At 35.1% G+C, this 16,220-nt stretch carries 24 protein-coding genes; 19 read left to right on the forward strand and 5 right to left on the reverse strand.

Features of this window, described 5'->3' with window-relative positions:
• Nucleotides 1-109: 109 nt before the first annotated feature.
• From HBN42_RS04725 to HBN42_RS04740, 4 genes are all read right to left on the reverse strand, one after another.
• Nucleotides 110-1,588 (reverse strand): RNA-binding domain-containing protein, encoded by a 1,479-nt coding sequence (locus tag HBN42_RS04725; protein WP_165993922.1) that lies wholly within the window; start codon nucleotides 1,586-1,588, stop codon nucleotides 110-112.
• Nucleotides 1,589-1,737: 149 nt separating this feature from the next.
• Nucleotides 1,738-2,124: an ImmA/IrrE family metallo-endopeptidase gene (locus HBN42_RS04730; protein WP_165993923.1), complete on the reverse strand. Its 387-nt coding sequence runs from the start codon at nucleotides 2,122-2,124 to the stop codon at nucleotides 1,738-1,740.
• Between the two features lie 192 nt (nucleotides 2,125-2,316).
• Nucleotides 2,317-3,006 (reverse strand): DUF3800 domain-containing protein, encoded by a 690-nt coding sequence (locus HBN42_RS04735; RefSeq protein WP_165993924.1) that lies wholly within the window; start codon nucleotides 3,004-3,006, stop codon nucleotides 2,317-2,319.
• Nucleotides 3,007-3,357: a helix-turn-helix domain-containing protein gene (locus HBN42_RS04740; RefSeq protein ID WP_165993925.1), complete on the reverse strand. Its 351-nt coding sequence runs from the start codon at nucleotides 3,355-3,357 to the stop codon at nucleotides 3,007-3,009. It lies immediately after the preceding gene.
• Nucleotides 3,358-3,676: 319 nt separating this feature from the next.
• On the opposite strand from HBN42_RS04740, the gene HBN42_RS04745 reads away from it, so the two are divergent.
• A complete protein-coding gene (locus HBN42_RS04745; RefSeq protein WP_165993926.1) occupies nucleotides 3,677-3,886 on the forward strand; it encodes a hypothetical protein in 210 nt (69 codons plus the stop codon).
• Here HBN42_RS04745 and HBN42_RS04750 read toward each other — a convergent pair.
• Nucleotides 3,843-4,628 (reverse strand): hypothetical protein, encoded by a 786-nt coding sequence (locus HBN42_RS04750; RefSeq protein WP_165993927.1) that lies wholly within the window; start codon nucleotides 4,626-4,628, stop codon nucleotides 3,843-3,845. The genes HBN42_RS04745 and HBN42_RS04750 overlap by 44 nt on opposite strands.
• A 46-nt stretch (nucleotides 4,629-4,674) precedes the next feature.
• Between HBN42_RS04750 and HBN42_RS04755 the strand changes: the two genes are divergently transcribed.
• From HBN42_RS04755 to HBN42_RS04840, 18 genes are all read left to right on the forward strand, one after another.
• Nucleotides 4,675-4,890, forward strand: coding sequence for a transcriptional regulator (locus HBN42_RS04755; RefSeq protein ID WP_165993928.1), 216 nt, complete (start codon nucleotides 4,675-4,677; stop codon nucleotides 4,888-4,890).
• Between the two features lie 76 nt (nucleotides 4,891-4,966).
• Nucleotides 4,967-5,224 (forward strand): hypothetical protein, encoded by a 258-nt coding sequence (locus HBN42_RS04760; protein ID WP_165993929.1) that lies wholly within the window; start codon nucleotides 4,967-4,969, stop codon nucleotides 5,222-5,224.
• Entirely contained in the window at nucleotides 5,221-5,361 is a 141-nt protein-coding gene (locus HBN42_RS04765; RefSeq protein ID WP_165993930.1) for a hypothetical protein, read from the forward strand. Before HBN42_RS04760 ends, HBN42_RS04765 begins: the two co-directional genes overlap by 4 nt.
• Entirely contained in the window at nucleotides 5,358-5,585 is a 228-nt protein-coding gene (locus tag HBN42_RS04770; protein WP_165993931.1) for a hypothetical protein, read from the forward strand. Before HBN42_RS04765 ends, HBN42_RS04770 begins: the two co-directional genes overlap by 4 nt.
• Nucleotides 5,578-5,808 (forward strand): hypothetical protein, encoded by a 231-nt coding sequence (locus HBN42_RS04775; RefSeq protein ID WP_165993932.1) that lies wholly within the window; start codon nucleotides 5,578-5,580, stop codon nucleotides 5,806-5,808. Before HBN42_RS04770 ends, HBN42_RS04775 begins: the two co-directional genes overlap by 8 nt.
• Complete coding sequence (locus HBN42_RS04780; RefSeq protein WP_165993933.1) at nucleotides 5,792-7,078, forward strand: AAA family ATPase; 1,287 nt, start codon at nucleotides 5,792-5,794, stop codon at nucleotides 7,076-7,078. The genes HBN42_RS04775 and HBN42_RS04780 overlap by 17 nt, the downstream gene beginning before the upstream one ends.
• A 15-nt stretch (nucleotides 7,079-7,093) precedes the next feature.
• Nucleotides 7,094-8,203 (forward strand): ATP-binding protein, encoded by a 1,110-nt coding sequence (locus HBN42_RS04785; RefSeq protein WP_165993934.1) that lies wholly within the window; start codon nucleotides 7,094-7,096, stop codon nucleotides 8,201-8,203.
• 39 nt (nucleotides 8,204-8,242) lie between these two features.
• The gene (locus HBN42_RS04790) at nucleotides 8,243-8,665 is read left to right on the forward strand and encodes a hypothetical protein (RefSeq protein ID WP_165993935.1); all 423 of its coding nucleotides are present in this window, start codon (nucleotides 8,243-8,245) and stop codon (nucleotides 8,663-8,665) included.
• A gap of 1 nt (nucleotide 8,666) precedes the next feature.
• The gene (locus tag HBN42_RS04795) at nucleotides 8,667-9,401 is read left to right on the forward strand and encodes a hypothetical protein (protein WP_165993936.1); all 735 of its coding nucleotides are present in this window, start codon (nucleotides 8,667-8,669) and stop codon (nucleotides 9,399-9,401) included.
• 21 nt (nucleotides 9,402-9,422) lie between these two features.
• The gene (locus HBN42_RS04800) at nucleotides 9,423-9,992 is read left to right on the forward strand and encodes a hypothetical protein (protein ID WP_165993937.1); all 570 of its coding nucleotides are present in this window, start codon (nucleotides 9,423-9,425) and stop codon (nucleotides 9,990-9,992) included.
• The gene (locus tag HBN42_RS04805; RefSeq protein ID WP_165993938.1) at nucleotides 9,992-11,575 is read left to right on the forward strand and encodes a DEAD/DEAH box helicase; all 1,584 of its coding nucleotides are present in this window, start codon (nucleotides 9,992-9,994) and stop codon (nucleotides 11,573-11,575) included. The genes HBN42_RS04800 and HBN42_RS04805 overlap by 1 nt, the downstream gene beginning before the upstream one ends.
• A gap of 8 nt (nucleotides 11,576-11,583) precedes the next feature.
• Entirely contained in the window at nucleotides 11,584-12,222 is a 639-nt protein-coding gene (locus tag HBN42_RS04810) for a hypothetical protein (protein WP_165993939.1), read from the forward strand.
• Complete coding sequence (locus tag HBN42_RS04815; RefSeq protein WP_165993940.1) at nucleotides 12,203-14,470, forward strand: AAA family ATPase; 2,268 nt, start codon at nucleotides 12,203-12,205, stop codon at nucleotides 14,468-14,470. The genes HBN42_RS04810 and HBN42_RS04815 overlap by 20 nt, the downstream gene beginning before the upstream one ends.
• Nucleotides 14,471-14,848: 378 nt before the next feature.
• Nucleotides 14,849-15,082, forward strand: coding sequence for a crAss001_48 related protein (locus HBN42_RS04820; RefSeq protein WP_165993941.1), 234 nt, complete (start codon nucleotides 14,849-14,851; stop codon nucleotides 15,080-15,082).
• Entirely contained in the window at nucleotides 15,072-15,470 is a 399-nt protein-coding gene (locus HBN42_RS04825) for a RusA family crossover junction endodeoxyribonuclease (protein ID WP_165993942.1), read from the forward strand. The genes HBN42_RS04820 and HBN42_RS04825 overlap by 11 nt, the downstream gene beginning before the upstream one ends.
• On the forward strand, nucleotides 15,467-15,694 hold the full coding sequence (locus HBN42_RS04830) for a hypothetical protein (protein WP_165993943.1): 228 nt from the start codon (nucleotides 15,467-15,469) through the stop codon (nucleotides 15,692-15,694). Before HBN42_RS04825 ends, HBN42_RS04830 begins: the two co-directional genes overlap by 4 nt.
• Complete coding sequence (locus tag HBN42_RS04835) at nucleotides 15,691-16,026, forward strand: helix-turn-helix domain-containing protein (protein WP_165993944.1); 336 nt, start codon at nucleotides 15,691-15,693, stop codon at nucleotides 16,024-16,026. The genes HBN42_RS04830 and HBN42_RS04835 overlap by 4 nt, the downstream gene beginning before the upstream one ends.
• A complete protein-coding gene (locus HBN42_RS04840; protein WP_165993945.1) occupies nucleotides 16,023-16,214 on the forward strand; it encodes a hypothetical protein in 192 nt (63 codons plus the stop codon). The genes HBN42_RS04835 and HBN42_RS04840 overlap by 4 nt, the downstream gene beginning before the upstream one ends.
• Nucleotides 16,215-16,220 lie beyond the last annotated feature (6 nt).

Consider the following 16,220-nt stretch of genomic DNA (forward strand, 5'->3'; position numbering starts at 1 on the left):
TTTCTATGTTAAAATGGGTATAAGAAAACGAGCCATTTAATGCTTGTTTTTTTATACGTAGTTAGCCTCACACTTCGCTTTGGTCGGTGGATAGTGTGGGGCTTTTTTATTACCTTGAAATATGATAACTTTGTAGAATGTTAAACATTTGTTGTAACGAAGCTAAATATTCGCGAGTTCCTGTCTTCAATGAATATCTAGTTGCCTTACCTTGGCCAGTTTGTTCAATGAAATTTCTAGAAATTAGGTTTTTGATTGATTTATCAAAATAATGTTTTGATAAATTCAACTTATCTTTTATTTCTCTAGATGTCTGTGGTACCATTTCTTTTGTTAATAATTTTATTATTGCCTTTTCTTGTTCTTCAAGATCAGGATGCGCATCAGCAATATCAACTTTCCAAATTTGAATAGAGGTACTATTTTGACCTAATTCAATATTAGGAAAATTTAACTTATTATTTTGAGCTGTTGCAAATATCTGCGGTCCACCAGAACCAGCTCTTTCTGAAATTCCAACTTTCCTAAACAAATTCGTTATAGTATGGTTACGAGGTTTTGGAGTCCCTCCATTAATGAACTCTTCTACAGAAATCTTCATTTTGCCGGGATTATAAAAGTTATAATAACTATTATATGCTTCAATTTTTACACTGTTTTCTGAAAAATAATCAGCATGAATAAGCGAATTGGCCAGTGCTTCACGCAATGATACTTCAATATCCCTTACATATGTAGTCCTTTTTAAATTTTTATCTAACTCAAATTCAGAATCAATTGTTGCAATTAGTTTGCTGAGTACGGTTCTGTAAAAACTAAAAATATTGATATTAGCATAACCGGGTTCACCAGGAGCAACTCTATCTCTCCATCTTTCAGTTGTATTAATGTAATTAAAGTAATCTAAATGGAAGTTTTGTAGACCATGAGCGCTTGTAATGCTATTGTATTTTCCAAAAAATAATAATCCACCAATGGTAAGTTTATAATCAATTTTTCCTGTGACACTTCTATCCCTTTTGAATGCACCAATTTCTATAAGCATATCCATATTGCTCATTGATTGGAATCGATTATCTGTTTGACTTAATAAAATTTTGTATTCACTCAAGCTATTTTCATCAAGATCTAAAATATCAAAACCATCCAATAAATCACTATCTAAGTCTTCCTGAGAGTTACGTAACATCGCCTTAAGTTCTTCATCGGTAGCCTTCCTGTCTGTTTCAAAATCTCTAATCCAAGATTGCTTAGGGTTTTGATTCATATAAATCGGCTTTTGACTTATACTAGCTTCTGGGATAAATATCTCTATTATTGTCTTTCCATCAATTTCTTGTATAGAAATATTTTTATCAGAAATAAGATTCTTATTAACTTTTTGAATATTATTAAGATTAGTAAAAAGTTCTCCTTGTATTTTTACGGGATCTGAGACGCCTTGCACTTCTAGATCATCTGTAATTCCAAGAATTACTCGGCCACCCTCAGTATTTGCAAATGACGAGTAAGTTTCCCAAAAATCTTTTGGGAGTGATCGTTTTGCAGCCTTATACTCTAGGTGTTTGTTTTCTGGTAATAGTTTCATTATTTAATTCCTTTGAATTTCTACCGTATTTTTTAAAAAATCTACCGTATTCTAATATTGAAATAACCGATAAAATAGGTTAATGTAACAAAAAATGTTGTATTATTGAAAAAAATCTACCGTATTGAAAAAAAATCTACCGTATTTATTTACACTGCATCAAGCAGATTGTAATACTCGTCAATGACCATAACTTCATCAGTTATGGTCTTTAAATTATGTCTTTGCATAAAAGACAAGTAGTTAAACTCGTGTTTATCTTCTACTTTGTCAAATTCTTCCTCAAGTAAGCATTTAATCATATGTCTATTTGCCTGCAATTCAAATTCTTCATGTCGCCTTTGATATTGGCCAGAATCGTGATCAATGTGACCCAGCTCATGGAAAATAACTTTCTTTTTGGACTCCTCAGATAAAGTCCTGTTTACAAAAACAACTTTTATTTCATCTATATAGATACCAGGTCTTGGCCATAGTTCATTATCAAAATAAGCAAGCGTGACTCCGTATAAGTCAACGACCTCATCAATAGTCATAGACTATCTTCCCTTCAATTAGTATTAAAAAAAGCCCTTGTCGAGTTGACAAGGGCTTCCAAACGAAGGCGACGTACTTAACATACGCTTAAATAATCATTCGCGAATCCGTTTGATTTAACAGTGTACTTGAACCTGTAAGTTTAGTTTACTACACCATTAATATTCTTGTCAATGAAAAACTTTTATTTTTTATGGTAGTTTCAGGTATGTATGATTAGGTATTGTTCGTAAGTTATAATCATTAATAGTATATGAATTCCATATTCTGTTTGCTAAAATATCTGCTGCTTGGATAAGATAATCGTTTTCAGACACACATGATTTTGTACACACTTTAAAATCACCAGTTAAAATTGGTTTAAAAAATTTGCCATAACTAAAATTATAAATTCCCTCATGTAATTCTTCAAAAATTCCATCACCTAAACCATATAGGCCATTAGTAGCAAACCCTTGTTGATCAATGTTTAAAAATAATTCGATATCATCATCAGCGTTAACGTATCCATGTGATATCAATTTATTAAAAAGCTTTTTAATAATTCTACGTATGGCATAATCCTTAAATCTTTGACGAGATTTTTTATCTTGTACGATATAATCTTTCAAATAGTGATTATCTATAGCTACGGAGAAAGTCAACTCTTGACGTAAAACTTTATACAAAGAGTTGCGATGGTTATAATCTTTTAAGTTTGAGGCTTTAAGTTCAAAATCAAAGTTATTCTCATCAGCAATTTGCTTCACTCTTTTTTTATAAATTGATTTAGCTTTATTTTTGGATTTATCCTCAATAAAGCAATACCCAGCATATACGAAATATTTTGAATGAGGTTCTAGCCGTCCAGAATCATCAATAAAGATATGGATTCTTTTCATCTAGCTTCTTCCCTTCAAGTAAATTTCTATTATGTTTTGAATGGCTTCAATATCTTCTTCAGTGACTGGTTTACCATCGAATGTCTTAGCGTTCTTGGCCATTTCTCTTAGATCATCAGAAGTATATTCTTGACCATCTTTTGCTATTTGTGGATTATCAGTGCGACCAAGTAAGTAATCTGTTGAGACGTTAAAATAGTCAGCGATTTCGGCTATACGTTCTGCATTTGGCTTTTTGGTTTTTAGGTTGTAAATAGTATTTCTGCTGTAACCCAGATTTGATTCTAATCTATTTATTGAGATTCCTTGTTTATCAGCCAGTTCTTTGATTTTTTCAAATGTTGGAAACATTGATATGTCAACCTTTCTAAGGCTCAACAAAAAATAATGTAATTTTTTGATTAAAAACAATTGACAATTATTAATCAATAGATTACAATATAGAATGTAAAGCGAATATAAAAGCGAAACAAAAAACGAAAAATAAAACTAAAAAATATAACTTTGGCGAGTTTATAAGTAGTTTATTAGCGTTATTGTCGGTGTTTTTACTATACCTTGATTTTAATCTATTGATTTAAAAAAGTCAATCATTAAATTAAATATTTCGCAAATATTTTCGCTTTGCATTTAATAAAAAAACTCCCATTAGGGAGCAGGAGGTGAGGTTTTGGATGAATTACAAAGACGCTTAGAACATTTTCAATGGGTTACTGAACAACTATCTGTATCTGATAAGAAGTATTATCTTGAATTAGATTGGTATGACAAGCCAACATTGATAACTAAAGAAGACGCTAAAAAAGAGCTAGAACAAGTAAAACTTGAACTAAATTCTAAAAGTATTTGGCGATCATTGCTCCGACTATTCCACCGATAATGAAATTGATTGCCCAGACTAAAAACTTTCCAAACAGAGTTGAAGTAAATGTTGTATAAAGACCAATAATATTTGTACCCCTTATTTTCCATTTTGGGACATTTGTTTTCAGTTGGTCATTGATTGCATACGTTATAAAGTTCGAAAAAGTATTGACTTTACTAGATGTTGACATGCTTAATTCATTATATTGAGCACTATTAAACGCTTCTGCTTCTTGCGCACCAGAAAGAAACTGATTTGGTTGCAACTTATTTTTTAAAAGTAGTTTCTCAATACGTGGATTGTCAATATATGATCCGCCATAGAGATTTTTGAATAGATATGCTAAGTCTACTTTCTTATCATCATCAATAATTTTGGGTTCTCCACCAAGGACTTTGAAGCGTTGTTCAATAGCGTGAAAGCCAAAAGTATTATCTCTCATGTTCCAATGAATCCAAGTTTTGTCATAGTTTTTTTCAACATAAGAGAAAAAACTAGTAAGTAATTCTTTTTCAACCGTTTTGTAATTGTCATCACTAATTTTAATGTCCAAAATTTCAGCAAATTGATGAATAGAAAAATTCATTGTTTGACCATTACTAAACTTTCTAACCGAAATTGATGCAATCTTTGGAGTTTTTCCATTCAAGTTATAAAAGCTTTCGCATGAATAGTGGATTATTAGATATTTTTCTGGTTTTTGTTCAATTTTATCAAGTTCAATTCTTGCAGATTTGTAATCAGAGTAACGTGGCATTTTATCCTCAACAGTTTTATTTTAATTATATCAGAAAGGAGAAAAAATGAGTCAACAACATAAAAAATGGTCAGCTCTAGTCGAACATCGATTAAAAGAAAAGGGCTGGACAAGGGTCGACTTGGCATTAGCAGTTGGTTTGCGGAGCTCAGGAACAATTACTGACTTACTTACTAAGGGTAAGGGTAGTGTTGATTTAAAAGTCAAAGTTTCAAAAATTCTCAGTATTCGTGAGCCTTGGGAGTTATTTGAAAATGAATAATACACAAAAAAAGCCACTGCGGGAACAGCGACTTGCTAAAACATATTAACGTAATTATACCACAGAAAGGGACAAAATGGATATAGCAACATTTACAAAAGCATTTGACTTTGAGTTTGTCGATATTGGCTTACCTGATAAAGAGATAGCTAGAATAAAAGGCTACTCAGTCAGACAAGTTGGCGAACGAAGAAGAGAAATGCGAAAGCTTCCTAGTCAATTGAAATACCTCAGGGATAACGAACACACAGTTACACTAAGAGGTTTTGAAGAATACCTAAAATACAGAAAAACTGATGCTTGGAAAAAAGAAATGGAGTTAGTAACAAAATGATTAAACTACTTAAAAAACTTATCTTTGCTAAGGAAGAACCTAAGCAAGAGCAGCAATGGACTATTCAAAATGACGGATGGGAACAGAGTAAAAACGACTACAACAAGCGTATGGGATTAGGAGAAACATTAATATGATCCAGGAAGTAATTAACGAAAACGAGTTCTTAAAAGATGAGAATCAACGACTAACAAATGAAATGACAGAATACTATTTTGTAAATGTCGCAAAAGCAAATTTGCTTGATGTCTTAATGACGGCCGGATTTATCAAACAATCTCATCTTGAGTATGGACTTAAAGAATTAGATCAAATTGACCGCAACTTATTGGAAAAAGAATGGAGTGGTGACAATGATTGAAGTAGAAAGACAACCCAAAAACACATATTCACGAATTAGATATTCAAATAATATCTATGATGAAATTGCAAATATTGCAAATGAATGTGACTTAACACTTAAGGAAGTAACAGATGCCTTACTAAACTATGGCTTGGCAAATGCACAAATCATCAGTTCTGAAAAAGTCATTACTGAAAGTAAATTAATAATAGGAGGACTTGGAAATGACAGTGACGATTAATAAGCTTGAAATTGAAAACGTCAAACGTATCAAAGCAGTGAAAGTTGAACCATCTGCAGCTGGATTAACAATCATAGGTGGGAATAATAATCAAGGGAAAACAAGTGTATTAGATTCAATTGCATGGGCATTAGGTGGTAATAAGTACAAACCTAGTCAAGCAATGCGAGATGGCTCACAGGTTCCGCCTACGCTTAAAATTACTATGTCAAATGGTCTTGTAGTTGAGCGTAAAGGAAAAAATGCAAGTCTAAAAGTTATTGATCCAAATGGACAAAAAGCAGGTCAGCAATTGTTAGATAGCTTTGTTGAAGAATTGGCGATTAATCTTCCTAAGTTTATGGAACAATCTCCAGCTGATAAGGCAAAAACATTACTTCAAATCATTGGAGTTGGTGATCAACTAGCTGAGTTGGAATTAAAAGAAGGTGAGGTCTATAACCAACGACATGCCATCGGTGTAATTGCTGACCAAAAAGAGAAATTCGCCAAAGAACAAATATATTTTCCAGATGCACCGAAGGAATTGATTTCAATTTCTGAATTAATTCAACAGCAACAAGCAATCTTAGCACAAAATGGTGAGAATGCTCGTAAACGTCAAAATGTTGAAAAAATCCGCTATGAATATGATCAATCAATTATTGAAGTTGATAGACTTCGCAAGTTGTTAGCTGAAGCTGAAGCTAAGACAGAACAACTTAGCCATGACTTGAAGATTGCTAATACTGATGCCATGGAATTAAATGACCAGTCAACTGTTGAGATTGAAGATAACATTGCACAGATTGACAAAATCAATCGCAAAGTTCGGGCTAACTTAGACAAGGATAAGGCTGAGGAAGACGCTAAACAATACCGTGATAAGTATGAAGTGTTAAGTAATGACATTGAGAAAATCAGACAGTCTAAACGTAATCTATTAACAAACGCTGACTTGCCACTGGAAGGTTTATCAGTTGATGACGGTAAGCTACTTTACCAAGGTCAAGAATGGGATAACATGTCAGGATCACAACAGCTTATGGTTGCCACAGCTATTGTCCGCAAGTTAAAACCTGAATGCGGCTTTGTTCTTATTGATAAGTTAGAGCAAATGGACAATAACACATTGCAAGAATTTGGGGTTTGGTTAGAGCAAGAAGGACTTCAAGCTATTGCAACTCGTGTATCAACTGGTGATGAATGTTCAATCATCATTGAAGATGGTTACTCAATCGAAAACGAAAATCATCAGCCAGTTGCAGCACCTAAAAAATGGGACTTTTAGAAAGGGAATAAACTAATGCAAATTACTAGAGGAAAACGAGCAAGGGCGCAACGTGTCGTTATCTATGGCCCTGAAGGAATTGGTAAGTCAAGCTTTGCTGCACAATTCCCAGAACCGCTATTTATAGACACAGAAGGCTCAACAGATAACATGGATGTCGCTCGTATGGAGGATAAACCGACAAGTTACACAATGCTAAAGAATCAAATAGCATTTATAAAAGCTAATCCAACATGCTGCAAAACTTTAATCATAGATACTATTGACTGGGCTGAAAGCCTGATAGTTGAAGATGTCTGCGCACAGCATGGCAAAAAAGGAATTGAAGACTTTGGTTATGGCAATGGTTACACATATGTCAGAGAAGAAATGGGACGGTTCCTAAATCTATTGCAAGATTTAATTGAAGTTGGAATTAATATTGTACTGACAGCTCATGCTCAAATGCGTAAATTTGAACAACCTGATGAGATGGGAGCATACGATCGTTATGAATTAAAGCTTGGTAAAAAGACAAGTTCGCAAACTGCACCACTAGTTAAAGAATGGGCTGACATGGTCCTATTTGCCAACTACAAAACAGTCGTTATGACATCAGACACCAAGAAGAAAAAAGCAACTGGTGGCCAGCGTGTTATTTATACGCAACATCATCCAGCTTGGGATGCTAAAAATCGTCATGGCCTACCGCCTGAATTGCCACTTGATTATTCTGCAATCGCACATATATTCGCACAAGCATCAAGTCAGCCAGTAGCAGAAATGCCATCAACACAACAACCGGCGCCTGCTCAATCCGCACACGAACCCGCACATAATCAAGTTCAACAGACTCAGACATCTGAACCAGTGCAACCATCGCCACAAGCACCATCTCAACAAGTATCATATCCACCAGCCTTGCCTAAAGCATTAATTGACTTAATGCAACCTGAGGATGTAACGCCACAAGAATTACAACAAGTTGCATTCATTCGTAATCACTTCCCAGTTGATACACCAGTGGAAAACTTCCCAACTGATTATTGGGATATGATTGTAGCCAATTGGATTCCGACTTTGGAAGTAATTAAAACACAGGTAAGAACAAATCCAGACATACCCTTTACCGTGGAGGGGGCATAGATTTTGGGAATTAGAAATAATAGCGAGGTATAACAAACAATGGATAAAACAATCAAATTAGACTTATCAGCAATTGGTGAAGGTGGTCTACAAGAAAAAGTAGATAAAGAACTTGAAAAAGTTTTTGATAATATTCTTGATCCTAACACTGATATCAAAATAAAACGTAAACTAACAATTTCTCTTACAATGACACCAGATGAAACTCGAGAAGTCGTTAGTACATCAATGGAAGTTAAATCAACATTAGCGCCTCAAACAGGTATTGCAACAACTGTTTTAGTTGGTCAGAAAGATGGAACAGTATATGCAAATGAATTAAAAAGTAAAATCCCTGGTCAAACTTATTTTGACGATGAAGCAGTGCTAAGAACTGACATCGGCGAACCAATTGATCACCTCGAAAAAGGTATCAATGAAGACGTAATTGATTTTAATAAACAAAAGAAAGCAGGTAACTAACATGACAGAAAATATCAAAGATGCTATGCAATATGCTGTAAATTTGGCGAATGAAGCGCCACAAACAATTACAGGTCAAGATGGTAAAGAATATTATGACAGAAATAAATATGCACTTACCGAACTTAAAACAAAACATCATTCGTCTACGTTAAATTTAAATACATTGAATAGTCTAGTTGACTATCTAAAATCTGACTTAAATGGAATTGATAAAAAACGTCTCATGGTTATTGTAGAAGGACCTCGTGAAGTTATTGTCTGTGAAGAAGATGATGACGAATTGAATCGTAATGTTTTGGTAAGTGTTGAAGCAATCATTCCTCAGGTTAATTTTGGTAGATATGAATCAGCTGCTGATTTTAATATTAGTTTGCAATCATTATTTGTTGATGCTGATGATCGTAACACTGTAATCGAATTTGCTAGTGCCTTGAAAATTGAAAATGGTTCAGAAATTATTGACGATGGTGTTGGACAAACTGCGACAATTAAACAAGGTGTTGCTAGTCTTGCTAAAGCAAAGGCACCAAATCCAGTGACACTTCGCCCTTATCGAACATTTGCAGAAGTTGAGCAACCATCTAGCCAATTTATCTTCCGTATTAACCAACAAGCGAATATGGCCTTATTTGAGGCAGATGGTGGTAAATGGCGATTAGATGCAATCAATAACATTGCTGACTACCTAAAAGAAGAACTTGCTGATCAAACTAACATTACAATTTTAGCTTAATAGAAAATAGGAGAAACAAAAATGACAGACTTTAACACTAATAACTTTGATCGTGAATTTGGATGGGATGACGTAATCGAAAAAGATAGCTCAGGATTTGTACAATTAACACCCGGTGATTATCAATTTACAGTAACAAACTTCGAACGTGCAAGACATACACCAAAAAGTCAAGATGCGAAATTACCGGCATGTAATAAAGCTATTATTACTATTGAAATTGAAACGACAGAAGGTATCTCAATCTTAACTCATAATTTATTTCTACATAGTTCTACTGAAGGTATGCTATCAGCTTTCTTTGGAGCGATTGGTCAAAAGAAACATGGTGAACCATTAAAAATGAATTGGAATACTGTTGTTGGTGCAAAGGGTGTTGCTCGTATCAACAAACGTAAAGGAACTGGCCAATATGCTGATAATGAATATGACAATATCAAATCAATGATCTATGCTGACGAAGTCGACTGGACAAAAGTATTAAATGCCAACATTCAACCAGCTCAAAACTTTGCTCCACAACAGCCTACACAACCAATGCAACAACCACAAGCAACTCAACAAACTCAAGGTAACTGGGGAGGATTCTAATGAAACTTAGACCTTACCAGGAAGAGGCGAGGTCTAAAGTACAGCAAGAATGGGAAGAAGGCAAGAAGAGGACTCTACTTGTCCTTCCCACTGGCTGTGGTAAGACAATTGTCTTTTCGAAAATTATTGAAGACAGAGTTAGACAAGGTGAAAGAGTTCTTGTTTTAGCTCATAGATCAGAATTATTGGAGCAAGCAAGCGATAAACTAATAACCGCAACAGGATTGGGGACAGCTTTAGAGAAAGCTGAGAATACCTCGATAGGTTCATGGTTTAGAGTTGTTGTTGGGTCTGTCCAAACGATGCAGAGAGAGAAACGTTTGAGACAATTTCCACCTAATTATTTTGACACAATTGTAGTTGATGAAGCACATCATGCTATATCGGATGGTTATCAGAGAGTCCTAACACACTTTGGAGAGAGTAATGTGTTAGGAGTTACTGCTACGGCTGACAGAGGCGACAAGCGCAATCTTGGAGAATATTTCGATAGTCTAGCTTATGAATACTCGTTAGTTGATGCTATTAAATCAGGTTTCTTATCACCAATTACTGCCGTAACAATTCCACTAACATTGGACCTATCAAGTGTCAGTCAACAAGCAGGCGATTTTAAAGCAAGTGAAGTTGGAACTGCATTAGATCCTTATTTGGAACAAATTGCTGATGAGATGGTTAAACAGTGTTCAGATAGAAAAACAGTAGTATTTTTACCGCTTGTCAAAACTAGTCAAAAGTTTAGAGATATCTTAAATGAAAAAGGATTTAAAGCAGCAGAAGTGAATGGGGATTCACAAGACCGTGCTCAAATCCTAGAAGACTTCGATAAAGACAAATACAATGTTCTTTGCAATTCAATGCTATTAACTGAAGGATGGGATTGCCCAATAGTTGACTGTGTTGTAGTCCTAAGACCAACAAAAGTACGTGCATTATATAGTCAAATGGTGGGTCGCGGGACACGTTTAGCACCAGGTAAAGAAAATCTATTACTATTAGATTTCTTATGGCACACAGAACGCCATGAACTTTGTAGACCAGCACACTTAATCACAGATAGCCCAGAAGTGGCTAAAAAGATGATTGAAAACATGACTGAAGAAACTGAAGTATCATTTGAACTCATTGAAGCTGAGGAAGTGGCAGCAAAGGATGTTGTTTCTGAGAGAGAAGAAGCACTTGCTAAACAACTAGAAGAAATGCGTAAGAGAAAACGCAAGCTAGTTGATCCACTACAATTTGAAATGTCTATCCAAGCAGAAGATTTAGCTGACTATGTTCCATCTTTTGGATGGGAAATGGCATCACCTTCTGAAAAACAACTGAAATCACTTGAAAAATATGGAATCTACACAGATGACATTGGTAATGCTGGTAAAGCTAGTAAATTGCTTGACCGCCTAAATAAACGTAAAGATAGTGGTTTAACAACCCCTAAACAGATTAGAAGACTTGAAATTTATGGTTTTAAAAATGTTGGGATGTGGAAATTTGAACAAGCTAGCAATATGATCAATCGTATTGCCGCAAACGGATGGAGAATCCCAAGAGGTGTTGAAGTAAATAGTTATCAGCCAGAGTAGGAGATAAAATGGGAGAATATTGTCACTTAAAAGAATTAGATGGACTTAGATTTGGTTCATTGACAGTTATTAATCGTAATCAAGAAAATTCCAAGAGTGGCAATGCTCGTTGGAATTGTATCTGTGATTGTGGAAATAAGACTGTTGTAATTGGTAGTAAATTAAGAAGTGGATACACAAAATCTTGTGGATGTGCTCGCAAAAACGAAAAAGCACAAGGTTATTCAAGTACAAGACTTTATAGAATTTGGAAAGGCATGATGAATAGATGCTATAACTTTAAAAATGATAACTATAAATATTATGGTGGTAAAGGTATAGCAGTTTGCAATGAATGGCATACTTTTATTAAGTTCAGATTATGGGCATTATCAAATGGATATGAAGATTCATTAACTATTGACAGAATAAATCCAGAAAAAGATTATCATCCTTCTAATTGCCGATGGGTTAACATGAAACTTCAACAAAATAACAAAACTAATAATAGGCGTATATCATATCAAGGTAAACAATATACTATTTCTGAGTTATCTGACAAGTTAAATGTGACTTATTGGACTGTAATTAATCAATTAAATTTAGGATGGAATATTGAAAGAATAGTTAAAGAAGCGAGAGAAAAGAATGACAGAAGAAAAGTTTGATTTATTACCATTACTTGAATATATTGATCCGTCAAAACTTTCTTATCAAGAATGGGTGAATGTTGGATTTGCCCTTAAACACGAAGGGTATACTGCAATGGATTGGGACGTTTGGTCTCAAGCAGATGTCCGTTACAAAAAGGGTGAGTGTTTCGCAAAATGGGATAGTTTCCAAGGCAACGGACTTGGTACTATAACAGGAGCAACAATTACACAACTGGCCAAAGATTATGGGTGGGAATCAGAATATCGCAATAGCGATGATGCTCATGAACTAGGCTGGGATGACACAATAGACCGTGATTATAAAATCGTCGATAAGAACTGGGTAGAAGCAAAGGAAATCAAAGAGCCTACTAATTGGTCACCAGTTCAAGATTTAATCACTTATATAGATACTTTATTTGAATCAACTGATAAGGTTGGATATGTCACCGAGACTTATCCAATTACAACCGATGATGGGAAGACAATCTATAAGCCAACAAAAGGATCATACGATAGAACAGCCGGCGAACTTATTCAATCACTTCAAAAATATCCTGACGATTTAGGAGCGACTTTTGGGGATTATAAAAAAGAGGCGGGTGCATGGATTCGATTTAATCCGTTGGATGGAAATGGCGTCAAAAATGATAACGTGACTGATTTCCGATATGCACTTGTTGAATCAGATAGCATGGAACTTGGTAAGCAATATGCCTTATTCAAAGAACTTGAGTTGCCAATTGCAGCATTAGTTCACAGTGGTAATAAATCACTTCATGCAGTCGTAAAAGTAGATGCTAGAGACTATCAAGAATATCGTAAGCGTGTTGATTACATTTATCAAATTTGTCGAAAAAATGGGCTAGATATTGATACACAAAACCGCAACCCTAGTCGTTTATCTCGTATGCCTGGTGTCACTCGTGATGGGCACAAACAATTTTTAATTGATACTAACATAGGTAAAATAAACTATGAAGAATGGTATCAATGGATTGAGGACCTTAACGACGACCTTCCTGATCCTGAAACACTAGCAGACGAGTGGGACAACATGCCTGACTTAGCTCCAGAGTTAATCAAAGGAGTTTTACGTCAAGGTCATAAAATGTTAATTGCAGGTCCATCTAAAGCAGGTAAATCATTTGCATTGATTGAATTATCAATTGCACTTGCTGAAGGGAAACAGTGGCTTGGTTGGGACTGTGAAAAAGGTCGTGTCTTATATGTTAACTTAGAATTAGACAGACCATCAGCGTTACATCGTTTCAAAGATGTTTATGCAGCCATGGGACTAGCACCAAATAATATCCATAATATTGATATTTGGAATTTACGTGGGAAGACAGTACCAATGGACAAATTAGCACCAAAGCTAATTCGTAGGTCACTCAAAAAGAATTATCAAGCTATCATTATTGACCCAATTTACAAAGTGCTTACTGGTGACGAAAACAGTGCAGACCAAATGGCCCATTTCACCAATCAGTTTGACAAAGTAGCAACTGAATTAGGTTCAGCAGTTATCTATTGTCATCACCATTCAAAAGGTAGCCAAGGTGGTAAAAAGTCAATGGACCGTGCCAGTGGTTCAGGAGTGTTTGCTCGTGATCCTGATGCATTGATTGACTTAGTAGAGCTTGACTTAACTGAAGAATTAGTCAAGGCAAGGTCAGAAAAAGCAGTTGCTAAAGTTTATCAAGAAGCCATTCAAACATTGAATCAAGATTATTATCAAACAAATATTAGCCTTGACGATTTAGAAAGTCGATTTCAGATGCAGCAACATTTTGATAAAGCTATACCTGATATTTTAAAACGTAAGCCATATATTGATAAAGCAGAATCAGTTAAACATGCCATAGAAATCAGTACAGGTTGGAGAGTTGAAGGAACGTTACGTGAGTTTGCTAAGTTTAAACCAGTTAATATGTGGTTCAGCTATCCAGTCCATGAAGTTGATAACTCTGGTGTTTTAGCTGATATATCACTGGAAGATAGCACACCACCTTGGAAGAAAAACTTTGAGAAAAAGAGCCCAAAAGAGTCCAGGGAAAAGAAATCTCAAAAAGTAGAGACTGCTATTAATTCATTAAATGATGGGACAGAACCAGTCACAATCGATAACTTAATCGAATATTTCTCTACTGAAGATAAGCCAGTTTCTGAAAAAACTATCCGCAGATGGGTAAAAGAAAATGGCAAATTTGAAGTTAAAAATAAACAAATTTTACCAATAGAAGAACCTCAAAAGCAATAAAATTTTGTGAATATTTCACAGAGGGACAGGGACAGGGACAGACAAAATCGAGGGTCAAATTCGAAAGTGTCCCTCGAAAATGTCCCTGAAAAATAGGGACAAACTCGAAAATGTCCGTGTCCCTATTGCTCGATTTTCAGGGACAAAAATAGGGACAAACTCGAGAATTTATCGAAAATGTCCCTGACTTTTGAGGGACAAAATTGAGGGACAGAATATTCCTTTCGTTCCTCAAGGAATATTTAGGGAAATGTCCCAATTGGTCAATAGGTACATGAACAGGAACAAGGGGGTCTAGAACCTCCCCCTTGTAACCCTGTAACCATGTCCCTTGACATTGACTAAGCGCGAAAATAAAAAAGATGGGAAGTGACAAAAATGGAAGAATACGAAAAAAGAATGGTGACTGAGTATAAAGAACTTAAAAGTCGTGCCGAAAAATTGTCAGTAATAATTAATAGATATTACCTTGATAGTTTAGATTTTGAACTAAAATGCCCAATCGAATTATTGTTGGCTCAGTGGCATGCAATGGGTGCGTATCTAAAAATTTTAGAACAACGTGCAGCAATTGAAAAAATAAATTTGGATAGTATCGATCATGACAATTGAATTTTTTATTCCAATGAAAAAAATACCGACGACTACTCATCAACAAAAAAAGGTCCGTGTGGTAAATGGGAAACCACAGTTTTATGAACCTGACACACTTAAGGAGGCCAGGGCAAAATACATGAGTTTGTTGTCTGCATACAAGCCTGATCAGAAAATAAGTGGACCAATCAGGCTGACAGTCAAGTGGTTATTTCCGATGACTAAGAAGTCAATCAATGGCCAGTATAAAACATCCAAGCCTGACACAGATAATTTGAATAAGCTGCTTAAGGATTGCATGACTGAAATAGGATTCTGGAATGATGATGCGCAAGTAGCATCAGAAATAATCGAAAAGTTTTGGGCAGATACAGTTGGAATTTACGTAAAGGTTGAACAATTATGAAAATTGATTATATAGATTTTTTTGAAAGAGTTGTTCCAGAATGGATGAGACAAAGTAATAAGAAAATGCAAGAGGTTGGTTTTGGAACATTAGCATATTGGGAATGGGCCAATCAATCAATTGTTGCTATCTGTGAATTGTTTGGAAACGACTCTTTAGTTAATGGTCAATTCCATCTCATCTGGGAATGGCTTGAAGAAAAAGCAAAAGAGGTAAACTCATGAAACTAGCAGAAAGGTTAACTGAACTTCGATTATCAAAAGGATTGAATAAAAAAGAATTTGCATCACTGTGCGGCATACAAGCAACCACCATGGCTAATTATTATAAAGGAACATCAGAACCATCATTGCAAACTGTTGAGGCTATTGCAAAAGTGTTAGATGTTAGTCCAGCTTGGCTAGTCGGTTGGGATGATGCTGCTATTGAGAGTAGGTCCAAGACAATTATCATAGAAAAGATTGTCTATGTTGAAAATACATCAGCAAGAGTTCCTAATGACTGGAAGTCTAATCAAGATGGACAGTTGATCAAGTGGAAGGATGGTAGGCGATGAGAAAAAATATTATTGCATTTAGTATTGTCTTTATTGTTTTTGTTGCAGGGATTTATACTGGATATCAGTTCGCTAGTAATGATTATCAACAACAAATATCAGGATTACAGAAACAGATTGATAGGTGTCATGAGCAACTAGCTAAGAAGACAGCTAGAATTGCTGAACTTACTGGAAATGGGGGGTAGATAATA

Source organism: Streptococcus catagoni (genome assembly GCF_011421425.1).
Lineage (GTDB): Bacteria > Bacillota > Bacilli > Lactobacillales > Streptococcaceae > Streptococcus > Streptococcus catagoni.